This window comes from Saccharopolyspora sp. NPDC050389, from assembly GCF_040655595.1.
Taxonomy (GTDB): Bacteria; Actinomycetota; Actinomycetes; order Mycobacteriales; family Pseudonocardiaceae; genus Saccharopolyspora.
The window spans coordinates 20,075-38,291 of the sequence record NZ_JBFAKG010000064.1; the positions used below are offsets into that span (position 1 = coordinate 20,075).

At 71.4% G+C, this 18,217-nt stretch carries 19 protein-coding genes; 6 read left to right on the forward strand and 13 right to left on the reverse strand.

Annotated elements, in window-relative coordinates:
- Nucleotides 1-83: 83 nt before the first annotated feature.
- From cydC to AB0I53_RS33135, 4 genes are read right to left on the reverse strand one after another with little or no spacing between them, the layout of a single operon-like run.
- Nucleotides 84-1,697: a thiol reductant ABC exporter subunit CydC gene (gene cydC / locus AB0I53_RS33120; protein ID WP_358612020.1), complete on the reverse strand. Its 1,614-nt coding sequence runs from the start codon at nucleotides 1,695-1,697 to the stop codon at nucleotides 84-86.
- 5 nt (nucleotides 1,698-1,702) lie between these two features.
- Entirely contained in the window at nucleotides 1,703-3,304 is a 1,602-nt protein-coding gene (gene cydD / locus AB0I53_RS33125; protein ID WP_358611918.1) for a thiol reductant ABC exporter subunit CydD, read from the reverse strand.
- On the reverse strand, nucleotides 3,301-4,077 hold the full coding sequence (locus AB0I53_RS33130; protein WP_358611921.1) for a cytochrome d ubiquinol oxidase subunit II: 777 nt from the start codon (nucleotides 4,075-4,077) through the stop codon (nucleotides 3,301-3,303). The genes cydD and AB0I53_RS33130 overlap by 4 nt, the downstream gene beginning before the upstream one ends.
- Before the next feature lie 12 nt (nucleotides 4,078-4,089).
- Nucleotides 4,090-5,361, reverse strand: coding sequence for a cytochrome ubiquinol oxidase subunit I (locus AB0I53_RS33135; RefSeq protein WP_358611924.1), 1,272 nt, complete (start codon nucleotides 5,359-5,361; stop codon nucleotides 4,090-4,092).
- Nucleotides 5,362-5,730: 369 nt separating this feature from the next.
- Here AB0I53_RS33135 and AB0I53_RS33140 point away from each other — a divergent pair, with 369 nt between their 5' ends.
- Nucleotides 5,731-6,357 (forward strand): ATP-dependent Clp protease proteolytic subunit, encoded by a 627-nt coding sequence (locus AB0I53_RS33140; RefSeq protein ID WP_358611927.1) that lies wholly within the window; start codon nucleotides 5,731-5,733, stop codon nucleotides 6,355-6,357.
- Complete coding sequence (locus AB0I53_RS33145; protein WP_358611930.1) at nucleotides 6,354-6,944, forward strand: ATP-dependent Clp protease proteolytic subunit; 591 nt, start codon at nucleotides 6,354-6,356, stop codon at nucleotides 6,942-6,944. The genes AB0I53_RS33140 and AB0I53_RS33145 overlap by 4 nt, the downstream gene beginning before the upstream one ends.
- A 9-nt stretch (nucleotides 6,945-6,953) precedes the next feature.
- On the opposite strand, the gene AB0I53_RS33150 is transcribed toward AB0I53_RS33145, so the two are convergent.
- Both AB0I53_RS33150 and AB0I53_RS33155 read right to left on the reverse strand, forming a co-directional pair.
- On the reverse strand, nucleotides 6,954-7,301 hold the full coding sequence (locus tag AB0I53_RS33150) for a helix-turn-helix transcriptional regulator (protein WP_358611932.1): 348 nt from the start codon (nucleotides 7,299-7,301) through the stop codon (nucleotides 6,954-6,956).
- 165 nt (nucleotides 7,302-7,466) lie between these two features.
- Entirely contained in the window at nucleotides 7,467-7,973 is a 507-nt protein-coding gene (locus AB0I53_RS33155) for an Lrp/AsnC family transcriptional regulator (RefSeq protein ID WP_358611935.1), read from the reverse strand.
- A 63-nt stretch (nucleotides 7,974-8,036) separates the two neighbouring features.
- On the opposite strand from AB0I53_RS33155, the gene AB0I53_RS33160 reads away from it, so the two are divergent.
- Together AB0I53_RS33160 and AB0I53_RS33165 are read left to right on the forward strand one after the other, a co-directional pair.
- Entirely contained in the window at nucleotides 8,037-8,927 is an 891-nt protein-coding gene (locus tag AB0I53_RS33160; RefSeq protein WP_358611938.1) for an EamA family transporter, read from the forward strand.
- The gene (locus tag AB0I53_RS33165; RefSeq protein ID WP_358611941.1) at nucleotides 8,927-9,907 is read left to right on the forward strand and encodes an aldo/keto reductase; all 981 of its coding nucleotides are present in this window, start codon (nucleotides 8,927-8,929) and stop codon (nucleotides 9,905-9,907) included. Before AB0I53_RS33160 ends, AB0I53_RS33165 begins: the two co-directional genes overlap by 1 nt.
- A 90-nt stretch (nucleotides 9,908-9,997) precedes the next feature.
- Here the strand turns inward: AB0I53_RS33165 and AB0I53_RS33170 are convergent, their stop codons facing one another.
- From AB0I53_RS33170 to AB0I53_RS33190, 5 genes are all read right to left on the reverse strand, one after another.
- Complete coding sequence (locus AB0I53_RS33170) at nucleotides 9,998-10,663, reverse strand: response regulator transcription factor (protein WP_358611944.1); 666 nt, start codon at nucleotides 10,661-10,663, stop codon at nucleotides 9,998-10,000.
- Nucleotides 10,660-11,820 (reverse strand): sensor histidine kinase, encoded by a 1,161-nt coding sequence (locus tag AB0I53_RS33175; RefSeq protein WP_358611946.1) that lies wholly within the window; start codon nucleotides 11,818-11,820, stop codon nucleotides 10,660-10,662. Before AB0I53_RS33175 ends, AB0I53_RS33170 begins: the two co-directional genes overlap by 4 nt.
- Entirely contained in the window at nucleotides 11,817-12,584 is a 768-nt protein-coding gene (locus tag AB0I53_RS33180; protein ID WP_358611948.1) for an ABC transporter permease, read from the reverse strand. The genes AB0I53_RS33175 and AB0I53_RS33180 overlap by 4 nt, the downstream gene beginning before the upstream one ends.
- 36 nt (nucleotides 12,585-12,620) lie before the next feature.
- A complete protein-coding gene (locus AB0I53_RS33185) occupies nucleotides 12,621-13,568 on the reverse strand; it encodes a trypsin-like peptidase domain-containing protein (protein WP_358611951.1) in 948 nt (315 codons plus the stop codon).
- A 65-nt stretch (nucleotides 13,569-13,633) separates the two neighbouring features.
- Nucleotides 13,634-14,449: a hypothetical protein gene (locus tag AB0I53_RS33190; protein ID WP_358611954.1), complete on the reverse strand. Its 816-nt coding sequence runs from the start codon at nucleotides 14,447-14,449 to the stop codon at nucleotides 13,634-13,636.
- 366 nt (nucleotides 14,450-14,815) lie between these two features.
- Between AB0I53_RS33190 and AB0I53_RS33195 the strand changes: the two genes are divergently transcribed.
- Entirely contained in the window at nucleotides 14,816-15,502 is a 687-nt protein-coding gene (locus AB0I53_RS33195; RefSeq protein WP_358611957.1) for a GntR family transcriptional regulator, read from the forward strand.
- Nucleotides 15,503-15,519: 17 nt separating this feature from the next.
- Complete coding sequence (locus tag AB0I53_RS33200; protein WP_358611960.1) at nucleotides 15,520-16,419, forward strand: aminoglycoside phosphotransferase family protein; 900 nt, start codon at nucleotides 15,520-15,522, stop codon at nucleotides 16,417-16,419.
- A 27-nt stretch (nucleotides 16,420-16,446) separates the two neighbouring features.
- Here the strand turns inward: AB0I53_RS33200 and AB0I53_RS33205 are convergent, their stop codons facing one another.
- Together AB0I53_RS33205 and AB0I53_RS33210 are read right to left on the reverse strand one after the other, a co-directional pair.
- The gene (locus tag AB0I53_RS33205; RefSeq protein ID WP_358611963.1) at nucleotides 16,447-17,280 is read right to left on the reverse strand and encodes a methyltransferase; all 834 of its coding nucleotides are present in this window, start codon (nucleotides 17,278-17,280) and stop codon (nucleotides 16,447-16,449) included.
- Nucleotides 17,277-18,182 (reverse strand): NAD(P)/FAD-dependent oxidoreductase, encoded by a 906-nt coding sequence (locus AB0I53_RS33210; RefSeq protein ID WP_358611966.1) that lies wholly within the window; start codon nucleotides 18,180-18,182, stop codon nucleotides 17,277-17,279. The genes AB0I53_RS33205 and AB0I53_RS33210 overlap by 4 nt, the downstream gene beginning before the upstream one ends.
- Between the last annotated feature and the right edge of the window lie 35 nt (nucleotides 18,183-18,217).

An 18,217-nucleotide genomic window follows, 5' to 3' on the forward strand; every position in this document is an offset into this window, starting at 1 on the left:
CGGCTGCACCCCTCTTCCCGGCATCCGATGAACGATCATCCTGCGCCCGGACCGGTGATTTCGTCAACGCTTCAACCAAACGATCACCGGGCGTCGACGAGCAACTCCGCCTCCCAGAGATCGCGGTACGGGCCGGGCGCCGCCACGAGTTCGCAGTGCGGGCCGCGTTGCACGATCCGGCCGCGATCCAGGACGAGGACCTCGTCGAACTCCGGCACACAGGCCAACCGGTGCGTGACGACCACCGTCGTGCGGCCGGATCGCGCACGCAGGACGCCGGTGAGCAACTCGTCGGCCAGCCCGGTCTCCAGGGATTCGCCCGGTTCGTCCAGGAGCAGCACCGGCGGGTCGGCCAGCAGCGCCCGGGCCAGCAGCAGGCGTTGCCGTTGGCCGCCCGAGATGCCCTGGCCGCTCTCGCCGACGAGCGTGTCGAAGCCCGCAGGCAGGCTGCGGATCCAGCCGAGCAGCCCGGCCTGCGCCGCGGCGCGCTCCAGCTGCGTCCCAGTGGCATCCGGGGCGGCCAGCCGCAGGTTCTCCCGGATGGTGGTGTCGAAGACGTGCGCGTCTTGGGTCACCGCACGGGTTTCCGGGCGCTCGACCCGCCCGGTCGACGGCTCGACCAGCCCGGCCATGACGCCGAGCATGGTGCTCTTACCCGCCCCGCTGGCACCGACGACGGCGACCGTCCGGCCCGGCTCGATGACCAGGTCGATGCCGCGCAGCGCCGGGGCGGCGTAGTGCACCGACACGTCGTGGAGGGCAAGCCTTTCCGCGTTCGCCCGCGGGTCCGGCTTCGGCCCGGTGGTCACCAGCTCGGCGACCCGTCGCAACGCCGGCCGGTGTTCGGCGAATTTGCGCGCGGCTTCGGTGAGCGGGAGCGCCGGTTCGAATGCCGCCAGTGCCAGGAATCCCACCACCGCGGCCGTGATCTGCTGCCGGCCGTCGAGCAGCACGAGCCACGTCGCGCCCACCGCGGTCAGGCCCTGGATTGCTATCCCGGCAGCGGTCAGGAAACCGGCGGCGCGGGCGGCTGCTCGCTCGCGGCGGGCGATCCGCGCGGTGTGCCCTTCGGCTCGGGCCGTTGCTTCTGCGGTGGCGTCGAACGCGGCCAATTCCCTTGCACCGTCGACGAGATCCGCACCGGCTACCGCGAGCAGCGCTCGATCTTCCGATGCCGCCGCCAGGTTCCTGCTCGACATCGGAACCGCGACCAACGGCAACACCACTCCGGCGACCAGCAGGCCCACGACCAGGACCAACCCCGCCGCCGGGGCCAGCACGACGCACACCAGCGCCGACGCGACACCGACGACGAACGCGATCACCGCCGGTGACAGGCAACGCAGCAGCAACTCCTGCACGCTGTCCACATCGGCGATCAGGCGCGACAGCGCGTCGCCGTCGCGCAACGCCGGTCGCCCCAGCCTGGCCCGGAAGACCTTGGGCCGGAGCTCGGCGACCACGCGCAGCGCGGCGTCGTGACCGGCGAGCCGCTCCAGGTAGCGGAACGTGCCGCGCGCCAGCGCGCAGGCGCGGACTCCGACGATCGCCAGGCTCAGCGCGGACAGCGCGGGCTGCTCCGCGGCGCGGGTGATCAGCCAGGCCGCCAACGCCATCAGGCCCACCGCGCTGAGCTCGGCCGTCATTCCGCACGCCACCGCGGCGAGCAGCCGTGGCGCGCGGAAGAGCCGCAGCATCGCGATCACGCTGCCACCTCCGCCGGGGATTCGACGACGCCGTCGCGAATCCGGATGGTCCGGTCGGCGGTGGCGAGCAGGGCTGGGCGGTGCGCGACGACGATGGCCGTGCGACCGCTGAGCACCGTGGCGGCCGATGCCGCCAAGGCCGATTCGCTGTGCAGATCCAGCCGCGCCGTCGGCTCGTCCAGCAGCACGATCGGCGCGTCCTTCAGGTAGGCGCGTGCGATGGCGATGCGTTGCCGCTGCCCGGCCGACAGGTCTGCTCCGCGTTCGCTCAGCCGCGACCGGTAGCCCTCCGGTCGCCGCTCGACGAACTCCGCCGCGTGCGCGGCGCGGGCCGCCTCGCGAACCTGGTCAATCGATGCTTCCGGTGCGCCGAGGCGGATGTTGTCGGCCACGGTCGCGGCGAACAGGTGCGGGTGCTGCGGCACCCACGCCACCCGGCGTCGCCACCGGTCGATGTCGAGATCCCGCAGGTCGACGCCGTCGACGAGGATCCGCCCGCTCTCCGGCGCCACGAAGCCCAGCAGCAGGTGCAGCACCGTGGACTTGCCGGCGCCGCTGGGCCCGACCAGCGCGACCTTCTCCCCCGGGCGAACCACGAACGAAACCCGGTCCAGCACCGGGCTTTCCTGGACGGGGAAGCGGACCGTCACCTCGTCGAACCTGATCTCGCCCGCCGCCGCGCGGCGCCGCCCGCCGGGCTTTCCCACCGGACGGTCGAGGATCTCGAACGCCTCCTCGGCCACCGCCATCCCCTCGGCCCCGGCGTGGAACCGGGTGCCCAGCGCGCGCAGCGGGATCAGCGCCTCCGGCGTCAGCAGCAGCACCAGCAGGGCCGTGCCGGGATCGAGGCCGCCGTCGAGCAGGCGCAGGCCGACCGGCACCGCCACCAGCGCGATCGCCAGCGAGCACACGAGTTCCAGCACGAAGCCGGACAGGAACGCCACGCGCAGCGCGCCCATCGTGGCCCGGCGGTGCTCGTCGGCCATCCGCCCGATCACCGCCGCCTGGTGCTCGGCCCGCCCGAAGACCCGCAGGGTGGTCAGCCCCGCCAGGACGTCCCGGAAGTGCCCGCCCAACCGCCGGAGGTGCGCCCACTGGTGCCGGGTGACGTCGCGGGTGCGCAGCCCGATCACCGCGCCGAACAACGGGATCAGCGGGATGGTCGCGGCGACGATCAGCGCCGAGGACCAGTCCGCGAAGCCCAGCCGCACCAGCACCAGCGGCGGCACCAACGCCGCCACCGCCAGCTGCGGCACCACGCCGGTGAGCATGGGCTCCAATGCGTCGAGCCCCTTGGTGACCAGCGTGGTGAACGATCCGCTCGACCGCTGCGAGCCCGCGCGGGCCAGCAGGTCGCGGCGCACAACGGCCTTCGACTCCGCCGCGGCGCGCTGGATCAGCGCACCGCCGGCCCACGCGGCGCAGGCGCGCAGCGCCACCGCGCCCGCCAGCCACGGCAGGTAGCCGGGATCGAGCCGGGCGATCGCGCGGGCCAGCAGATCGGCTTGCGCGATGATCAGCGCGCCCTGCGCCAGCGCCAGGCACGCCAGGGCGAGCAGGAGAGGCCTGGGCAGCAGGCCCAGCAGTCGCTTGTTCACAGGTACGACGGCCTTTCCACTCGGCCCCGGCAGACCCACCACGCATAGGCCTGCGCGGCGATCAGCAGCGGCGTGATCACCAACATGGCCGGGAGCAGCAGGCCCAGCGTGCCGGGATCGGCGGCGTTCTCCAGCAGCGGCAGGCGAATTCCCACCGCCAGGCACAGCAGCGCCATCGCCGCCGACGTCAGCGCGAACACCCGACGCTCGTCGCCGCGCCCGAACAGCGCCCGTGCCCTCCGGTGCAGCGGCCCGGACAGCCGGAGCGCGGCGAAGGCCAGCCCGTGCACCGCGAACACCGCCGCGATCGCGACCGCCGCCAGCACCGCGCCGGGCCCGGTGGCCACGGCGTGGACCTGCCCCGCCAGCAGGCCCGCGAACATCCAGCCCCAGCTGAGCGCGACCGCCCAGCTGCCGCCGGTGATCGTCGCGTCGCAGATCGCCCACCAGGCCCGGGCATCCGCCCGGCCGCGCAGCCACAGCCCCATGTCGCGCAGGATCCAGCCGCACACCAGCAGCACCACCGCCGGGAACAGGCCGCCGAGCAGTTCTCCCTCCAGAACCGGGAAATTGCCGACGAGGACGCCGGCGGTGGCCACCAGCCAGACCTCGTTGCCGAGGAAGAACGGCGCGATGGCGGCGATCACCAGGCGGCGTTGCGCCGCGTCGCGGCCCAGCACCGGCAGCAGCATGCCCACCCCGATGTCCGCGCCACCCAACAAGAAGTAGCCGAGGGCGAACACGCCCAGCGCCACGACGGCCAGCAGTTCCACGAGCGGTCTCCTCTACAGCGACGCGGTGATCGGCGTTGGGCGGGTTTCGGCCTCCGGGCGGCCCAGGGCGACCTGGTCGGGCCCGCGAGCCGCCTGACGCAGCAGCAGCACCCAGTTCACCACCAGCAGAAGTCCGAAGAGGACGGTGAAGGCCACCAGCGACGTCCGCATCGCCGCCGGTGACGCGTCGGAGACCGCGTCCCGGGTGAGCAGGACGCCGTTGATCACCCACGGCTGGCGGCCCATCTCGCGGAACACCCAGCCGGCGAGCATCGCGACGTAGGGCAGCGGCACCGCCGCCACCAGCACTAGGTGCCACAGCCGGAACCGCCGCACCACCGGCCTGAACAGGGCCAGCAACGCGCTCGGCACCAGCAGGAGGAACATGAACCCGAACGCCGCCATCATCACCGAACCACCGGCGCTCACCCACGCCTCCGGCGGCACGTAGTCACCGGCGCCGAAGCGGGCGACCTGCTCCGCCTGCAACCGGGCGATCTCCGCCTCCCGGCCGCCCCACACCGCGAGCTTCATCGGCTGGTAGTCACCGACCACGTCGAACTGGATCCCGCCCGCGGTCGCGGTCACGAACAACGCCGGAAGCGCGGTGAACACCCCGATCCGCAACGACTTGGTGAACAGGTCCGCCTCCGGGTCGCGGCGGAACAGGCGGTAGGCGCTGATCCCGGCGACGAAGAAGCCTGCCGTGACGAGCGCACCGCTCAGGATGTGCCAGAACGCCGCGATCGACGCCGGGTTCGTCAACACCGCCCAGGCATTGGTCAGCCGCAGCTCGTCGCCGACCCGCTCGTAGCCCACCGGGTTCTGCAGGAATCCGTTGGAGACCATGATCCAGTAGGCAGAGGTGTACGCGGTGATCGTGACGCCCCAGATCAGCCCGAGGTGCACCCAGCGGTTCAGCCGGCCCCAGCCGAAGATCCACAGCCCGAGGAACGTCGACTCGACGAAGAACGCGACCAGCGTCTCCATCGCCAGCGACGCGCCGAAGACGTTGCCCGCCTGGTGCGTCAGCCCGCTCCAGGCCAGGCCGAACTGGAACTCCATCACCAGCCCGGTGACGATGCCGACGGCGTAGTTGATCACGTACAGCTGGCCCCAGAACCGGGTCATCCGCTGATGCACCGGGTTCCGGGACAGCGTCGCCCTGGTCTGGATGCACGCCACCAGCGTCGCCAGTCCGATGGTCAGGGCGACGAACAGGAAGTGGCCGCCTGCGGTCAGGGCGAACTGCAGGCGCGCCAGATCGAGGGTCTCGGGATTCACGCCGACAACACTGGCGGCGAGGTGCGCCCCGGGTCGTCATCCCGGAGCGGACACTTCGACTACCGCCGCGGTTGCGCCCTAGGGGCGATCCCTTACGCCTGGAGTTGCTTCACCGCACCAAGCTGGAGCAGATCGCCCCGCTAGTCGCCCAGGTCCACTCCGCCGGGGGCGTCGACTGACCACGATCTGGGCGCACAACAAGTTCCACACCACGATCTGTTCGAATGACGACCGCTACTGCGATCCGACAGGATCGCCAGCTGGGCAGCGAAGTCCACAGTGGAGCTTCCAGGGCCGGCCTGCTGAGGGCTGATCCGCTCACAGCAGAGAAACCGGCGAAGTGCACCGGGGCGGCGGCATTGTCGGAGCATGACGAACAACGAGAAGCAGCCACTGTTCGACCACCGACTCCGAGAACGGTTCTTCAGCCAGCGGGTACTGATCCTCGACGGCGCGCTCGACGACGACAACGGGACAGTGCTCGCCACCCAACTGCTGTCCCTCGCGAGCGAGGATCCCAGGAAGGACATCTCGTTGTGGATCCACTCACCGGGCGGCTCGGTCCCCGCGATGCTGGCTATCCGTGACGCGATGCGGCTCGTGCCGTGCGACGTGGCCACGCTTGCGCTGGGACTGGCGTGCAGTGCGGGACAGTTCCTGCTGTCCGCGGGCACACCGGGCAAACGTTTCGCCCTCCCGCACGCCCGCATCCTGATGCATCAGGGCTCGTCCGGGATCAGCGGATCGGCGGTCGAGGTGGAGGTGCAGGCGGACGACCTGCGGCACACCCGGGACACGGTGCTCGGGATCATCGCGGAGGACACCGGCCAGCCGATCGAACGGATCTTCGCCGACTCGCTGCACGACCGCTGGTTCACCACCGAGCAAGCACGCGAGTACGGCTTCATCGACCACATCGTCGACAACCTCGGCCAGCTTGTGCCCGTGCGCACGCACCAACTGGGGCTCGGCTCGGCGACGGGAGCCCGCGAATGAGCACCTACACCATCCCCAACGTCATCACGCGCAGCGTGGGCGGCGAGCGGATCATGGACGTCTACTCACACCTCCTGTCGGAGCGGATCGTCTACCTCGGCACCGCGATCGACTCCGGTGTGGCGAACGCGTTGATCGCCCAGTTGCTGCACCTGGAGGCGGACAACCCGGAACGAGAGATCAACCTGTACATCAACTCCGAGGGCGGTGACCCGTCCGCGATGCTCGCGCTGTACGACACGATGCGCTACATCAAGGCGCCGGTGGCGACGACGTGCGTGGGCCAGGCGGTTGCGGCCGGTGCGGTGCTGCTGGCCGCGGGCGAGGCCGGGCACCGATCCGTGTTGCCCCACACCCGGGTGGTGCTGCACCAACCCGCGGCGCAGGGTCGCGGCGCCATCCCGGACCTCATCATCCAGGCGGACGAGGTGGTGCGGGTGCGCACCCAGCTGGAGGAGATCCTCTCAGCACACACCGGTCGCGATGTCGCGGACCTGCGGCACGACACCGACCGGGACCGCGTGTTGGACGCGGCGGGCGCCGTCGACTACGGGCTCGCGGACCGCGTCCTCGATCACCGAACCTGAGACCGCGTCTCAGGCGGCCATGAGCACGGGTCCCGCGGGACGGCGTCCGACCGCGGGACCCGCGCCGCGGCGCTGCCGGACGTCGCCCGCGATGCCGGCGAGCAGGTCGGCCAGGTCGACACCCAGCGCACCCGTGACCGCGGCGATCATCTCACTCGACGGCTCCTTGCGACCGCGTTCGATCTCGGACAGGTACTGCGGCGAGATACCGGCCCGCTCCGCGATGTCGACGAGGCGGCCACCCTGCTCCTCCCTGGTCGCACGCAGGCTCCGGCCCAGCACCTCACGCCACAGCGGTTCCGGCTCACGATCCGGCATGGGGGTGCGCTTCTGATGGAAGGGAAGAATGTCCGCCACACCGCCATCCTGGCACCGGTCCAGCGCCCGGGGGCAGCACTTCCGCTCCCGGCGGAAACACCCGTGACTCAGCACGCAGGGCATCGTCACCTCGTCGCATCGAGGCGACGTGAGGTCATCCCTGTCTGTCGGCCTTCGCGTGGGCATGGCTCGGCCGAGCGCGCGCTATCGCTCGTCCAGGACGGGAACGGGCAGCGGCCGCCGCGGCACCGGCTCGGACACGACGATCGAGGTGGTCGTCTGCCCGAACATGAGAAACCGGTCGAGCACCTCCTCGAGCTGACCGATCGACGGGCCGTGCACCTTGAGCAGGAAGCAGTCCTCGCCGGTGATCCGGAAGCACTCGACCACCTGCGGCGTGTCCCGTGCCGCTGCCACGATCTTGGGGAGTTGGCCGGGTCCGGGCCGGATGCGCACCAGCGCGGTCACCGGCATGCCGAGGGCGGCCGGGTCGACCTCCATCCGGAAGCCGGTGATCACGCCGATCCGTTCCAGGCGTTGCACCCGCTCGGTGACCGCGGGCGCCGACATGCCGACGCGGCGGGCGAGTTCGGACATGGACAGCCGCGGATCACCGTGCAACTCGTTGAGCAACCGCACGTTGACCTCGTCCAGCAGCCGCGATCGCTCGGTGAAGGAATCTTGACCATTTGGCCTTGAATTTCCAGACAACTCACGCCCCCTTCCTGGATAGTGCCATTCCGGCTGCGAGTATTGCTTTGGAAGATACTCCGCATGACGACACCGTCCGGGATCGATCCGCGGCGAACGGCGCCGTGGGTGCCGGCACCGGCCTACTTCGGCATCAGCGCGATCTTCCACTACCTCGGGCCGGCTTTCGCCGTGTTGCTGTTCACCCGCGTGGACGTGCTCGGCGTGGCCTGGCTGCGGATCGCCAGCGCCGCGGTGGTGTTCGCGGTGTGGCGCAGACCGTGGCGGCTGATCCGGCACCTCAAGCCGGAGCAGCGGCGGGTGCTGCTCGGGCTCGGCGTGGTGCTCGCGGCCATGAACGCGACGTTCTACCTGGCCATCGCGCGGCTGCCGCTGGCAACCGTCGGGGCGATCGAATTCGTCGGCACGATCGTGCTCGCCGCGATCGGTGTGCGCAACGGCCGCAACGTGATCGCCCTCGTGCTCGCCGTGGGCGGGGTGGTCGCGTTGACCGACATCCAGCTCGCCGGTGAGCCGGTCGGGTTCGTCTTCGCGTTCGTCAACTGCGCACTGTTCATGCTCTACGTGGTCCTCAGCCACCGGATCGCCAACACCGGCGCCGGGCTCGCCGGGATCGACCAACTCGGCGTCGCGATGCTGATCGCCGCAGTGGTCGCGACACCGTTCTGCATCGGCGCCGCAGCCCCGGCCTTCACCAGCCCGGCGGCGCTGCTGGCCGGAGCAAGCGTGGGCATCTGCTCGTCGGTCATCCCCTACGTGACCGACCAACTCGCCATGGCCCGGTTACGCCGGGACACCTTCGCGCTGATGCTGAGCATCCTGCCCGCGGTCGCGACGACGATCGGGATCGTGGTGCTCACCCAGGTCCCCACCATCCAGGAGTTGACCGGCATCGCGCTGATCGCCGGGGGCGTCTCGGTCCACAAAGAACCACGGGAAAGCAAGGAGAACTGATGGAATACATCCGGTTGGGCACATCAGGCCTCACCGTGTCCCGGATCTGCCTCGGCATGATGAGCTACGGCAGTCCCGACTCGTGGGCGTGGATGCTCGGCGAGGACGCCGCGGAGCCGATCGTCCGGCATGCCATCGAGTCGGGAGTGACGTTCTTCGACACCGCGGACATGTACTCCGACGGGGTCAGCGAGCTGATCACCGGGCGGTTGCTCGCCAAGCTGTTCCCCCGCCGCGACGACTACGTGCTGGCCACCAAGGTCTACTTCCCGATGGGATCCGGCCCGAACGACAAGGGCTTGTCCCGCAAGCACATCATGGCCGCCATCGACGCCTCGCTCGACCGGCTGGGCGTCGACCACGTCGACCTGTACCAGATCCACCGCTGGGACCACGAGACTCCGATCGAGGAGACCATGAACGCGCTCAACGACGTGGTCTCCGCCGGAAAGGCCAGATACATCGGCGCGTCGAGCATGTTCGCCTGGCAGTTCGCCAAGGCACAGCACGTCGCCGAGACACACGGCTGGACGAGGTTCGTCTCGATGCAGAACCACTACAACCTCGTCTACCGCGAGGAGGAACGGGAGATGATCCCGCTCTGCCTCGACCAGGGTGTCGGCATCATCCCGTGGAGCCCACTGGCACGCGGACTGCTGACCGGCTCCCGCGAGCGCGGCGGCGGACAGACCACCGTGCGATCCGGCTCCGACCCCATCGCGGACACCATGTACGCCGACGACGACTTCGACGTGGTCGACGCGGTGCGCACGGTCGCCGCCGAGCGAGACCTGCCGCCGGCGCAGATCGCGCTGGCCTGGCTCCTCGGCCGACCCGGGGTAACCGCGCCGATCATCGGAGCAACCAGGACAAAACACCTGGAGGACGCGGTCGCCGCAGTGCGGATACGGCTGAGCGAGGACGAGGTGGCCACGCTGCAGGCACCGTACCGGCCGCACGCCGTGCTCGGTCACCACTAATGAGTCGCCTTCGCACGTCAGGCATACACCAACCCTTCTCTCCGGGACGATCACTCATCCTTGATCGAGTTGGTGCGGTCAACTGAACGCCTACTCCAGCCAGCCCGGCGTGATCAACGCGGATTCGTAGGCGAGCACCACCAGCTGGGCCCGGTCTCGCACGGCGAGCTTGCTCATGATCCGGCTGACGTGGGTCTTCGCCGTCGCCGGGCTGAGCACCAGGCGCGCGGCGATCTCGTCGTTGGACAGGCCGCGCGCCACCAGCGTCAGCACCTCGCGCTCCCGGTCGGTGAGCGAGTTCAGCCGCGGGTGCGGCTGAGGCCGGTCGGCGCGGCCCGCGAACTCCGCGATCAGCCGCCGGGTGATGGCCGGGGCGAGCAGCGCGTCGCCGCGGGCCACCACCCGCACCGCGTGGATCAGCTCGGTCGGCTCGGTGTCCTTGACCAGGAAACCGCTGGCCCCGGCGCGAAGCGCGGCGTAGACGTAGTCGTCCAGGTCGAAGGTGGTCAGGATGATCACCTTCACCGCGGCCAGCTTCGGGTCGGTGGCGATCCGCCGGGTCGCCTCCAGGCCGTCCAGGTTCGGCATCCGGATGTCCATCAGCACCACGTCGGGCCGCAGCTCCGCCGCGCGGCGCACCGCCTCGGCGCCGTCGGGCGCCTCCGCCGCGATCTCGATGTCGTCCTCACTGCCCAGGATGGACCTGAAACCGGCGCGCACCAGGGTCTGGTCGTCGGCCAGCAGCACCCGAATCACGTGGCATTCCTCCAAGGCAGGCGAGCGTGCACCCGGAAACCGCCCGACGGGCGCGCCCCGGCCGAGAATTCCCCGCCGAGCGCCTGCGCGCGTTCTTCCATCCCCCGGATCCCGTTGCCCCGGTTGGCGTTTCGGTCCGCCGCGCCGACTCCGTCGTCGTCGATCTCCACCCGCACATCATGATCGGAATACCGGATCCGCACGCAAGCCGTGCGCGCGTCGGCGTGTCGGGTCACGTTCGTCAGCGCCTCCTGCACGATCCGGTAGCCGGCGAGATCGACCTCCGGCGGCAGCGGCCGGACCGGCCCGGCGAGTTCGGTGCGCACCGCCAGCCCGGCGGCCCCGGCCTGCTCGACCAGCTCGTCGATCCGGGCCAGGCTCGGGGCGGGCGCGGTCGGCGCCGCCTCGTCGACCTGGCGCAGCACGCCGAGCGTGGCCCGCAGGTCGCGCAGCGCGTCCTTGCTGGCCTGCTTGATGGACACCAGCGCCGGTTCCGCCTGGCCCGGATCGGCGGCCAGGCGGTGCAGCGCGGCCCCGGCCTGCACGTTGATCAGCGAGATGTGGTGGCCGAGCACGTCGTGCAGTTCCCGCGCGATCCGCAGCCGCTCGTCGCTGGCGCGGCGGCGCGCTTCCTCGTCCTTCTCCCGTTCGGCGGCCAGCATCCGCTGTTCGGCCTCGTGCAGGTAGGCGCGGCGGTTGCGGACCAGGCCGCCGATCGCGACCGCCGCGACCAGCCACCCGGCCAGCAGGTACAGCGAGGTGTTGTCGAGGTGCCGCTGGCCGGTACTCGCCTCGCCGTAGCCGACCAGCAGCATCGCCGCGACGGCCAGCACCACCGCCACCGCGGTGTGCCCCTCGGCCGCCACCGTGAACAGTGCGACCGCGAACGCCAGCACCAGCGGCCCGTCGAACGTGCTCAGCGGGTAGTAGACGCCGCACGACACCAGCGTGATCAGCGCGACCGGCACCGGAAACCGGCGGCGGAGGAGCAGGGCCGCGCAGGCGGCGGCGATCAGCAGGCCGTCCAGCAGGTGGAAGTCGGCGAAGGTGGTGGGAAACCGCAGCAGCCCGGAGCCCACGACCATCGCCGCGACCACCAGCGCGAGCGCCACATCGGCGGCCAGGCCGCGCAGGGGCCATCGCCGGAAGTCCGTCATGCCCGGAAGAATAGGCGCGCCCCGGTTCGGGTCAGCAGGCCGCGCGCGACGATCTCCAGTACGACCAGGATCGCCACCGACTCCACCGCCAGTAGCGCCACCAGCACGTACAGCTGGACGATCCCGGCCTGGATCGGGCTGGCGCCGCCGAGCAGCATCCCGACGAACGCGCCCGGCAGCGTCACGGTGCCCACGGTGCGGGTCTGGTCCAGCGCGGGCACCAGGGCGCTGCCGGCCACCGGTCGCGCGATCTCCATTCGCGCCGCGCGGTCCACCAGGCCCAGCGCCAGCGCGGCCTCCACCTCGCCGCGCCGCTGCTGCAGTTCGTCCAGCAGCCGCCGCCCGGCCAGCGCGGTCGCCACCAGCGCACCGCCGATCAACTGCCCCACCAGCGGGATCAGCACCAGCCCGGTCAGCGGGACCGCGCCGGTGACCACGAGCAGCAGCACCGCCGGTGCGACACCGGCGGCGATCGGCAGCGCCGCCCACAGCCACGTGCGGTCGCCGGTGATGCGCCGCCCGGCGGTGTGCGCGGCGATCGTGAACATCAGCACGATGAACAGCACCGCCAGGGCGGTCCAGCGGACGATGTAGGCGATCAGCAGCGAGACGACGAGCAGCTGCACCGCGCCACGCAGGCCGGCGAACAGCACGTCGCGGTACCGCGCCAGTCCGCCAAGGCCGGCGACCGCCGCGGCGGCGACCAACAGGAGCGCGATGGCCACGCCGAGCGCCGGCGTGACCGGGATGGATCCGGAGAGCACCGTCCGACTCTATGCCGCCGGGCCGGCTCCGCCCGCCTAGCGCTGGCTGTCCAGGAGCTCCACGGGTTCGGTGATCACGTCGACCAGCGCGCCGTTGCGGGTGACCGTGATCTGCAGCGGCCGGCCGATGGCCTCGGCGAACATCAGCCGTTGCAGGCCCTGCGCGTCGCGCACCGGGCTACCGCCCGCGGTCAGCACTAGGTCGCCGCGGTGCAGCCCGGCCCGGTCCGCCGGGCTCTGCCGCACCACGTCGACCACCCGCAGACCGGTGTGCTGCCCGGTGCGTTCGGCCAGGTCGTCCGGCAGCGGCGCCGGGATGGTCACCAGGCCCAGGAAGGCGCGGCGGACCCGGCCGTGCCGCACGAGCGAGTCGACGATGCGCCGGGTGGTGGCGTTGATCGGGATCGCCAGGCCCAGGCCGACTCCGGCGACCGCGGTGCTCACGCCCACCACAACGCCCCGCGAGTCCGCCAGCGCGCCACCGGAGCTTCCGGGGTTGAGTGCGGCGTCGGTCTGGATCACGTCTTCGATGATGCGGGCGGCGTTCCCGATTCGAACGGGCAGCGACCGGCCCAGCCCGCTGACCACGCCCGCGGTGACCGACCCGGCCAGCCCGAGCGGATTGCCCACGGCGACGACGAGCTGCCCGACCATCAACCGGTCGCTGTCGCCGAGCCGCACCGGCGGCGGCGTCTTCCCGACCGCCCGGACCACGGCCAGGTCGGAGAGCGGATCGGTGCCGACGACGGTGAACAGGGTGCTGGTGCCGTCGGCGAAGCGCGCCGTGCCGCCGCCGGCCCGGCCGATGACGTGCGCGTTGGTCAGCATGAAGCCGTCGTCGGTGAACACCACCGCCGATCCGGCCGCGTCGCCCCATTCGCCGGACGAGTGCAGGCTCGCCACGCTGGGCGTGATCGCCGCCGCCACCGCGGCCACCGTCCGCGAGTAGGCGTCCATCTCGTCGAACCGATCCTCCGAAGCCATCGCGGGCCTCCAACCGGAATCTCGTGGTCCTTGCGGAACGCCGGGCGAGCCGCGCGAATTCCGGGTCAGGGCGAGGGCGCGCGCGCCGCGGTGATCGCGCTCAGCGCGGCGACCACGGCGATCATCCCGAGCGTCAGCACGGTGACCTGCGTGTCCGGCGCGGTTCCGGTCACCCCGGCCAGCACCGACTTCACGCCGATGAACACCAGCACCACCGCGAGCCCGACCGACGCGTCCGGGATCCGGTCGACCAGGCCCACGACCAGGCGGAACAGCCGGTGGAAGCCGAGCAGGGAGAACATGCCGGCGCAGAACGCCAGGTACGCCCCGCCGGTGACCGCTGCCGACACCGAGAACAGCGCGAGAACCGCGGCCGCGAGCACCGCTGCGGCCGGCGCGGCTCCGGGCCTGCCCAGCACCGCCGGGAGGGTCGCCGCATCGTCGTGGCGGAAGACCGGCCACGCGGCTGCGAGCACGCAGGCGCCGAACAGCGCGGAGACCCAGGCGACGGCGGATGCGCCCGGGATGCCGAACGCGATCAGCCCGCACCGGGCCAGCACAGAAGCGGCCACGCCCAGGACCACGAGCCGGTGCCGATCCCGTGCCCCGCTGGTGATCAGCACGAACACCACCAGCGCATCGACTGTGACCGCCAGCGAGCTCCCCCACCCGGCGAAGAACGCCCCGGCGTTCGGTGCACCACCGATGGCGAGCACCGCGACGCCGAACAGCGCGGCGAGCAGGAGGTAGCCGCCGACCGCGAGCGCATCGTTGACCGGCGACGGTTCGGGCTGCGCCCGCCAGCCCGAAACCAGATCGCGGGCAACGAGCGCGAGCAGGATTCCCACCGTCGCGAACCACAACAACGCAGGCACGTGCATGAGCGCCTCCGGCTGGGAGGATCGCTGGTCCCCCGCTGGCCGTTTTTCGGCCCAGCACCAGTGGTTCTAGTCCCGCTGCGCACGTCATGTCCAGCAGCACCAGTCCGTTCCATCCGTTCGGCCCAGCGATACGTCCTATGTGGACGATCAGTGCTCGTGAGCGTTTTGGAGTGCTATAGCGACCCAAAGTGCTCACGAGCGGTCACCTGCGCGAACAGCGGCGCGCCACGCGGTTGCGGGTCCCCGAGAGCCGCATACTGTATGCTAAAGCCATCGGGCAAAACGCCCGCCGCCGACAGGCGACCGCAAGCGCACGAACCGACCAGGACCGCCGGGCGGACCTGGCCCAGCCCCGGAGTTGACCGCATGTCGCTGACCTCGAAACTGCCGCAAGGCATCGCCGCGCGCCAGGTCGCGCGCCCGGTCCCGCTCCGGGAGACCGTCTACGAAGCCATCCTGGAACTGATCATCACCGGCGAGCTCAAGCCCGGCCAGCACCTGGTCGAGAAGGAACTCGCCGAACTGCTCGGCGTTTCCCGGCAGCCGGTGCGCGAAGCGCTGCAATGGCTGAAGAAGGACGAGTGGGTCGATCTGCGGCCGGGCTACGGCGCGTTCGTGCACAGCCCCACCCCGGACGAGGCCGACCAGCTGTTGAGCGTCCGCACGCTGCTGGAGGCCGAGTCCGCCCGGCTGGCGGCGCTGAACTCGACCAAGGAGGGCGTGGCCGGGCTCAAGCAGGTCTACAAGCGCGGCGTCCAGGCCCTCAAGGCCGACGACATCGACGAGATGGTCGCGGCCAACGCAGAACTGCACCACCTGATCACCGAGATGTCCGGCAACAAGATCCTCAAGGAGATGGCGGCCCAGGTGGCCCGCCGGGTCCGCTTTTACCACACCCCGGTGGCCAAGTCCCGGGGCAAGAAGTCCTGGGACGAGCACTCGGCCCTGATCGACGCGATCGGCAAGGGCGAGGCCGACCGGGCGGCCCAGCTGATGCGCGAGCACACCGAGCACACCCGCGAGACCTACCTGGCGCAGAACTCCGAGGACTGAGCGGGACAATCGTCGGCGTGACGGCCTCGACGAACTTGACCGCGCAGCAAGTGGCTTCGCTGGTCGCGGATGCGTTGGCACTGCGCGGAGCACTCGCGGTGCGCCCGATCGACGAGGGCGGGGAGCACCTGTCGTGGTCGGTCGGCGAGAAGCACGTGGCGCGGTTCGTCGCGGACGCCGAATCGGCGCTAAGGCAACGCCGCGAGCTCGCGGTCCGCGACCTGCTCCGCGACCAGATCGGCGTGGCACTGCCCCGCTCGGCCGCCTTCGGCGAATGGGCGCCCGGCCTGACGTTCACAGTGGACGAACGCCTGCCCGGGATTTCCGCGGAGGCGCGGCCGGTGTCCGCAGCGGGCGAACGGGATCTGGCGGCGATGCTGTCGCGGCTGTGGGCAGTGCCCACTTCGGCCGCCGCCGGGCTGGGCGTCCCGACCGCTGTCGATCGCCGTCCTCCGGTGCGCGAAGCGACGGCCGCAGCCGGCCGGCTCGCGGCGCAGGACCGGCTCCGCGAGGAGTGCGACCAAGGCCGGCTCGATCTGCCGGTCGGCTCGCCGCGGGCAGGAGTCCTGCTGCACGCCGACCTGAAGGGCGAGCACCTGCTCGTCGACGAATCCGGTGCGATTTCCGGCGTGCTGGACTGGACGGACGCCGAAATCGGCGATCCGGCAACGGATGTCGCGGGGCTCGTCATCTCGGTCGGGGCACCCGCCGCCGCCCGCATCGCCGAGCGCGCCGGTTGCGGCGAGGACGTTCTCGTCAGAGGCCTCGTGCTCGCCCGTTGCGACACGCTCATCCGGCTCGACGACCGGCTCAACGGCGACGACGACAGCCCCGAACCGCTGCTGCGCGACCAACTCGCCCGCGCCTGGCGCCCTACTCCTCTGGACGGTCACCTCGCGCGCTCCGGGTCGCGGTAGCCACCCGGAGCGCGCGCGGATCGCGCATCAGGAGTGCGGCTTGCGCCCGAAGTGCACCGTTTTCGCCGCCAGCAGGAACAGGTCCTGCCGCCGGTCGATGCTCGCCGGATCGGCCGGATCCAGCAGCCTGTCCAACGTGGCCAGGTCGTCGGAGTCCAGGACTTCGGCGAGATTCCTGCGCTGGCGCTCCAGCAACCGCCGCACGAACCGCCTCGGCCCGTCGGCCAGGGGCGCGGAGTGCTCGACGAGGAAGGTCTTGCTGCGCGCGTCGGTCAGGCCCGCCGCCCGCAGCATGCCGGGCCAGTCCTCGAGCACCCGCACCGATCCGGGCTGCTCGGACCGCATCTGGCCGAACAGCTCCGCCATGACCGCATCCAGCCGGGTTTGCAGGCCGGGACGCCCGAAGCCGAGGTCGCGCGGCAGCCAGCGCTCCGGCAGCCCGCCCTCGACGATGGTCAGCACGCCGCCGGGCGCGAGCAGCCCGGCCAGCCGGTCCAGCGCGTCCTGCTGATCGCCGACGTGGTGCACGACCTGCCCCGCCCACACCAGATCCGCCGGTTCCAGGCCCGCGAGTCCCGCCGGGAACTCGGCCACCTGGGTGCGCAGCTTGACGCCGAGCCGCTCGGCCCGCTGCTCGGCGCGCGCCAGCAGTTCCGGCGTCCCGTCCACCGCCGTGACCTCGGCTTGCGGGAACGCCGCCGCCAGCCGGCAGGCCGCGACGCCCGGCCCGCTGCCGATGTCCAGAACCCGTTGCGGGGTCAGGTTTTCCAGCTCCTCGATGGCCTGCCGCACGTACGGGCCGTGCGTCTCGCCCTCCAACTCCAGCAGGTCGGCCATCGCCGCCCAGTCGATGTCGTTCACCGCGCCACCTCCACGAAGTCCGCTTCCACCAGATCCGCGTTCACGGCGGCGGCGGCCGCCGCGCCGGCCGCCGCCGCGTGCACCACCTGCGCCCGCGGGTCCACCACGTTGCCGACGGCCCACACCCCCGGCACGCTGGTCAGCCCGCGCGGATCGACCCGCACCCAGCCGTCGTCCCCGAGCTCGCAGCCCAGCCCGGTCAGCAACGCGTCGTTGGGCACGAACCGGGGCGGCACGAACAACACGGGCAGCTCCTCGACGGTCCCGTCCGCCAGTCGCACGCCGCGCAACTCGTCGCCCGCCACCTGCAGGCCGCCGACCACGCCGTCGACGATCCGCACGCCGCGCGCGACCAGCTTCGCGCGGCTGTCGTCGTCCAGGGATTCGGCGAAGAACACCACGTCGTCCGACCACTGCCGCACCAGCAGGGCCTGGTGCACGGCTCCTGGCTGCCAGCCGAGCACGCCGAACCGCTGGTCACGGACCTCCCAGGCGTGGCAGTACGGGCAGTGCAGCACGTCCCGTCCCCAGCGCTCCCGCAGTCCGGGAACCTCCGGGAGCTCGTCGCGCAGGCCGGTCGCCACGATCAACCGGCGTGCCCGCACCACGCGGTCGGCCAGCTCGACCTCGAATTCCTCGCCGTCGCGCCGTGCCGCACGCACCTCGCCCGCCACGACCCGGCCGCCGTAGTGCTCGACTTCCGCTCGGCCGGTGGCCAGCAGTTCCGCCGGCGGCGTGCCGTCCCGCGAGATGAATCCGTGCACCTGGTGCGCCGGTGCGTTGCGCGGCTCGCCCGAGTCGACCACCAGCACCTGGCGACGGGCCCGCGACAGCACGAGCGCGGCGTTCAATCCGGCGGCACCACCGCCGATGACCAGTACGTCTACCGTTTCCGACCTCATGGCACCCACCTTGCGCCCGGCCCGGCAGACTTGAC

Bases quoted from the DNA above. Each gene is read 5' to 3' on its own strand.
- cydC (WP_358612020.1), bottom strand. From the start codon at position 1,697: ATGCTGCGGCTCTTCCGCGCGCCACGGCTGCTCGCCGCGGTGGCGTGC.
- AB0I53_RS33140 (WP_358611927.1), top strand. From the start codon at position 5,731: ATGACGAACAACGAGAAGCAGCCACTGTTCGACCACCGACTCCGAGAA.
- AB0I53_RS33210 (WP_358611966.1), bottom strand. From the start codon at position 18,182: ATGAGGTCGGAAACGGTAGACGTACTGGTCATCGGCGGTGGTGCCGCC.
- AB0I53_RS33195 (WP_358611957.1), top strand. From the start codon at position 14,816: ATGTCGCTGACCTCGAAACTGCCGCAAGGCATCGCCGCGCGCCAGGTC.
- AB0I53_RS33165 (WP_358611941.1), top strand. From the start codon at position 8,927: ATGGAATACATCCGGTTGGGCACATCAGGCCTCACCGTGTCCCGGATC.
- AB0I53_RS33160 (WP_358611938.1), top strand. From the start codon at position 8,037: ATGACGACACCGTCCGGGATCGATCCGCGGCGAACGGCGCCGTGGGTG.
- AB0I53_RS33185 (WP_358611951.1), bottom strand. From the start codon at position 13,568: ATGGCTTCGGAGGATCGGTTCGACGAGATGGACGCCTACTCGCGGACG.
- AB0I53_RS33175 (WP_358611946.1), bottom strand. From the start codon at position 11,820: ATGACGGACTTCCGGCGATGGCCCCTGCGCGGCCTGGCCGCCGATGTG.
- AB0I53_RS33190 (WP_358611954.1), bottom strand. From the start codon at position 14,449: ATGCACGTGCCTGCGTTGTTGTGGTTCGCGACGGTGGGAATCCTGCTC.
- AB0I53_RS33145 (WP_358611930.1), top strand. From the start codon at position 6,354: ATGAGCACCTACACCATCCCCAACGTCATCACGCGCAGCGTGGGCGGC.